The 4636-nt window shown below is 62.4% G+C and carries 4 protein-coding genes and 1 pseudogene; 2 read left to right on the top strand and 3 right to left on the bottom strand.

Features of this window, described 5'->3' with window-relative positions; translation table 11 throughout:
* Positions 1-222: 222 nt before the first annotated feature.
* Both QJT78_RS48705 and QJT78_RS48700 read left to right on the top strand, forming a co-directional pair.
* Positions 223-432: a cold-shock protein gene (locus tag QJT78_RS48705; protein WP_038945713.1), complete on the top strand. Its 210-nt coding sequence runs from the start codon at positions 223-225 to the stop codon at positions 430-432.
* A 764-nt stretch (positions 433-1196) separates the two neighbouring features.
* Positions 1197-1352: pseudogene (locus QJT78_RS48700) on the top strand (ATP-binding cassette domain-containing protein); the annotation flags it as partial.
* A gap of 105 nt (positions 1353-1457) precedes the next feature.
* Here QJT78_RS48700 and QJT78_RS48695 read toward each other — a convergent pair.
* The 3 genes from QJT78_RS48695 to QJT78_RS48685 form a co-directional block, all read right to left on the bottom strand.
* A complete protein-coding gene (locus QJT78_RS48695; RefSeq protein ID WP_038945715.1) occupies positions 1458-1640 on the bottom strand; it encodes a hypothetical protein in 183 nt (60 codons plus the stop codon).
* A gap of 280 nt (positions 1641-1920) precedes the next feature.
* Entirely contained in the window at positions 1921-2118 is a 198-nt protein-coding gene (locus tag QJT78_RS48690) for a hypothetical protein (RefSeq protein WP_157790167.1), read from the bottom strand.
* Positions 2119-2681: 563 nt separating this feature from the next.
* Positions 2682-4499: a M48 family metallopeptidase gene (locus tag QJT78_RS48685; protein WP_080587065.1), complete on the bottom strand. Its 1818-nt coding sequence runs from the start codon at positions 4497-4499 to the stop codon at positions 2682-2684.
* Positions 4500-4636: the final 137 nt, after the last annotated feature.

Here is a 4636-nt window from a genome sequence, read left to right as displayed (position 1 = left end):
CGGCGGCTCTTCTTCGTCATCTTCGCTCCTGATTCGCAGCAAGAATCCTCGCCGCTGTCAGGCAGAAAATCCACTCAAGCTACTGTCCGAATTTGCGGGGCCAGCTCTGAATGACTTGATGGCCGCGCCCCGAGGGGGCCTTTCCAAGACATCGCTGGATCGAATTTGCTCACACGGATTGTGGGTAACGAACTCTTTCGTGGGTATTGTTGGAGACGGATAATGGCAACGGGTGTCGTGAAGTGGTTCAACGGCCAGAAGGGCTTTGGCTTTATTCAGCCGGACAATGGTGGGCCGGATGTATTTGTTCACATTAGCGCCGTCGAGCGTGCGGGCCTTCATGGACTAGCCGAGGGGCAGAAGGTCTCCTTCGAGGAGAAGACCGATCCGAGGCGCGGAAAGACGAGCGCTGAAAATCTGAAGACCCTATAACATCGGTCGACGCTTCGGTTTCACGGATGTACTGAGAAGCAGGCTACAGGGGGGATATCATCGCCGACCTGCGGCGGAGATGCCCGCACGATTGTTCGTTAAGTTTTATCGTTCATCCGCTAGGTCGTGGAACTTAGCACCAGCGGCACCGTCCCCAGCGTGCGCAGCAGCCGCCGCAACCCCCGCAGCCACCGCAACCACGCACAGCTCGGCACCCACGGCAGCCACCGCAACCTCGGCGAACAACAACGGCGGCTAGCTGCACGTCGCTTCCAGCATTTTCCTTATCGAAGAGATAGAACGTGGCGAGACTGACGTCGGCCATTTCCTCTTCGCCAAGAACGAAGCGCTGATTGGGCGAGATGTTGTCAGAATGCGGGATATGAGCAGTGGGTATCGTGTGCGCGGATGCGCTCCCCGCCAGCGAGAGACCCAGTCCGGCCGTACCGAGTGCCGTGACGGCGGCGGCTTTGGTTGCGCGTACGTGCTTCGCAGCTTGCTTCACCCGTGGCATGGTCGCCATCCTTTCGGAAGTTGTCGTGAAAGGGTCAGCTTGACGTAGCAAGTGTGCCTGTACGTCTAGAAATGCGACCTAGCGCATTCGGTTCCCCTTCGCGCGCGGGTCTTTTTGAGTTGCAACTGGTGGCGGACCCGACTGACCGTCTGACGATGTCCGTTAACAGGGGCAGAGCGGAAGTTGGACTTCGCGGCGGTCAATGCGGATTTTGACCCGAAGCCGACAGGTTCGAACAGCTGGCGCTTTCCGCAAGGCTCCAGCCAGCGAGGCGACTGCGCAAGTGCTGCTGCTGGAGGCGGCTGAGATCCTCGGCATCGGCGAGTTGCTACAGCGCAGGCCACGCCAGCTCTCGGGCGGCCAGCGCCAGCGCGTAGCGTTGGGCCGTGCTATCGTGCGCCACCCCCGCGAAGCGTGGAGAGGGCGCGTGAGACGGTTTCCGAAGTCAGGCCAAGACGCACGATGCGCACCGGAATTCATAAAGTCCGCTGACGTATCGCGCATTTTGTAGTTAGCGCCTGTGCCCCAGCGGCATACTGAGCGCCATCGCTTTTTGACGAAGAGACGCTTCAGTTCTCTTCATCGCTTTTGCGATCTTCGCCACAGGCGTCCTAGCCTTCGAATGAGCGCGCAATTCCTTGACGTCGGCCGCAGTGTATTCGCGGCGAACGATCTTCTTCAATTTTTTAGCCATTGCCGCTCCATTTGTTGAGCGGCGCTTCTACCCCCTACGTTGGCTGAAGAACAGCCCCTTAGGCCGATGCCCGCTTTTATTGCAGCCCGGCGATGTCGACCCCTCCGAAGGAGGCAGGTTGCGACAGCTGATACTTAACGACGTACGACATGGATCAAGCCGCTGTCGTCCAGCGGCGCGCATGTGATCGTGCGAAATCCATGGCAAAGCGAAACTTGTAACTTTCGTGAAGCCCAAACCAAACAGAACCGCGCCCGGAGGGCCGGTCACTCATCTTCGATCACGAAAACAGAAAGGTCCCAATCAGCAGGCCCGCAGCGAAAGCGAGAAGCCCCAAAGTGCAGGCTGAAACGATACGGACGAGGATGCGAACTTGCTCCTCGTACTCCTCTTTTGCGGTCTTGTGGGGCTGAGCCGTCATTGCAACTGCCCTGCCATCGCCCAGATTGGGCAAATGTAAACTCGAAATCATGGTCAACGCGAGGCATCTTAGCCCCGCCGCGATGCCCTGTTCGATCTGGCGCGCATCTCTTCAACGGGAGGATCATTGAAGTCTCCCTTGAGGTCCGTTCAATGGGGCTTAGCGGACTGAGTTTGCTCTCGTTGAGTTTTTCGCGTTTTGACCCTTACCCGGAACATCCGGTTGAAGTTGCGCTGTCCTGGTCGAAGGCGGTTGCTACCCGTTCAACAAGCGCTCTGTTCGCTGCTATTCCCGCAGCATCACGGTATCGCTGCAAAATGGATTCACGATGAATCGTGTCAGCCCTCCGTAGGTTTCGGGATAGCGCTCGACATGCGGCAGCAAGATTCGCTGGGCATCCACTGCCACCTGCGCCGTTTCGTGATACCGCCTGAGCGCACCCAACACATTGGAATGCGCGCCAAGGCTCTAGACTAGGTTCTATACTCAACTGACTCTGGCACAAATCAGCGGAGAGTGGTTCAAGTCCTCCGCTAGGGGCTTGATGTGCTACGAGCTGACGCATTTCGAGTGGAGCGTCATCGAGTGCTGCGACATAGACAGCCTTGCTGTGATGTCGTTCATCGTCTTTCCGCTTCCCCCGCGACGAGCGGCGGCAGCGGGCAGTCGAGCGTATCGCAAATGGCGCGGAGCAGCTCCGCTTCGCGGAGGGTGACCTGCTGGTTCGCGAGGATGCAGGTCGCGCAGGCGACGACGATCCGGCGCTTGATGGCCGGGACGGATTGATTGAGCATTTGCAGTGCCGCGTCGAACTCGGCGAGGGAGCATTCCGCGCGGGGCGGCAAGCGTTGGGTGTGGTCGCCGCCGATGTAGCCGCGCATGCCCGTATCGAAAGCCCGGGCGGCCTGGTTGGGTTTCGGCTGGCCTTCCCAAGCCAACAGCGCCAACACTGTCGCGACCGGGTGCGCCAGTTTTTGCGGCGAGCTGTGCACTGGACGCGTCTGACGCTGCGGCAGGAACTGGGCGTCGAGATGGCGATGCAGCACACAGCGGAGGGTGTACTCGAACAGGCTCAGCCGCGGGTCGGCGATCATGAGGACCTCGACCTGCGCGCGGAAAGTCCGGTGCTGGCGGGGCGACATCTGCCGCAGGGCGGGCATGGCCATGTCCAGAAGAGGCAGCCGGTGCGTGTCCGGCAGGGCCTGGACAGGGGCGACCAGCCGCAAGGTTTCGGCGAAGTCCTGCGGCTCAGCTCCGGCCTTCAGCTGGGTCAGCTGGAGGTCCCGCAGGTCCGGCCGCGGGTCCAGGAGAAGGGCGTAGACAAGGGCGCGAGCACTGAACGGCTCTTGGGCGGCTACCCGGAGCACGTCGGGCATGCCGTCGTGCAGCGCCTGGGCGCAGCTAATTTCTCCCGGATCGACGTGGCCGACCCGGGACGCCGCTTCGTCGGCGAACCCCAAGACCGGTAACGGCACCTGCGGCAGCCCCGGTAACCTCGGCATTTTGGCGAACGGCGGGACGCGGCGGGGGCCTTCGGGTTCTTCCCGATCGAAGCTGACCGCCCGCACCTCCGGGAACTGGCCGTTGAACTGGGGATCGAGCCGGCGGATGCGCTTGACGAGGGGCGGGTGGGTGGCCAGCAGTCCGGCGAACCCCTCGCCGGCGAAGGCGTTGGCGAAAAACATGTGGCCGGCCTCGGCGGCCTGGGGGTTGTCGATGCGCGACCCCTCGGCCAGCCCGCCGATCTTCTTGAGCGCCCCGCCAATGCCGTCGGGGTTGCGCGTGAACTGGACGGCGCTGGCGTCGGCCAGGTACTCGCGCTGCCGAGACACCGCCGCCATGATCAGCCGACCGAACAACGCTCCCACCAGGCCCAGCACAAACACGCCCAGGCCCAGCAGCACGAGGCCGCCACGGGAATCATTCCTTCCCGAAGAGCGGCCGCCGGACGCGAACATGAGCATGCGGCCCATGATGGACAGCGCCATGATCCCGAAGATCAGGCCGATCAGCCGGATGTTGAGCCGCATGTCGCCATTGAGAATGTGGCTGAACTCGTGAGCCACCACGCCCTGCAGCTCGTCGCGGGTCAAGTAGTCGAGGCAGCCCTGGGAGACGGCCACTACGGCATCGCCCGGCGCGTAGCCGGCCGCGAAGGCATTGATGCCGGGCTCCGCCAGAACATAGACGGGGGGCACCGGCACGCCCGCGGCCAGCGCCATCTCCTCGACGACGTTGAGCAGCCGCTTCTCGCGCGGGTCGGTGGTCGTGCCGGGCACCTCCTCACCACCCAGCATCAGGGCGACGGCCTGGCCGCCGGACGAGAGCTGGGCCACCTTGAACGCGCTGGCACCCCCGACCACAAGGCCCACCCCCGGCGCCGCGAGCAGGAGCAGCTCTGGCTGCCACCAGGACACCGGCTCGGGGCCGCTAGACATGCTGAGCGTCAGCAATAGCCCGTACACTAGCCCGTCTTATTCGTAAGAGTGCGCCTGAGGGCTGGCGAGCGTGGTGTAAAGCGCTGATACGGCGTAGGATTCGGTTGTGAAGCCAACCCCATCACCTCCAACCGCGA

The organism is Bradyrhizobium sp. Mp27 (assembly GCF_029953005.1).
Classification (GTDB): domain Bacteria; phylum Pseudomonadota; class Alphaproteobacteria; order Rhizobiales; family Xanthobacteraceae; genus Bradyrhizobium; species Bradyrhizobium barranii.
Note: the sequence above shows the minus strand (reverse complement) of the source record. Positions and strands in the feature narration are given on the sequence as shown.

What these genes read in the sequence shown, in the direction of transcription:
- QJT78_RS48695 (WP_038945715.1), bottom strand. Translation starts at nt 1,640, where the DNA reads ATGGCTAAAAAATTGAAGAAGATCGTTCGCCGCGAATACACTGCGGCC.
- QJT78_RS48705 (WP_038945713.1), top strand. Translation starts at nt 223, where the DNA reads ATGGCAACGGGTGTCGTGAAGTGGTTCAACGGCCAGAAGGGCTTTGGC.
- QJT78_RS48685 (WP_080587065.1), bottom strand. Translation starts at nt 4,499, where the DNA reads ATGTCTAGCGGCCCCGAGCCGGTGTCCTGGTGGCAGCCAGAGCTGCTC.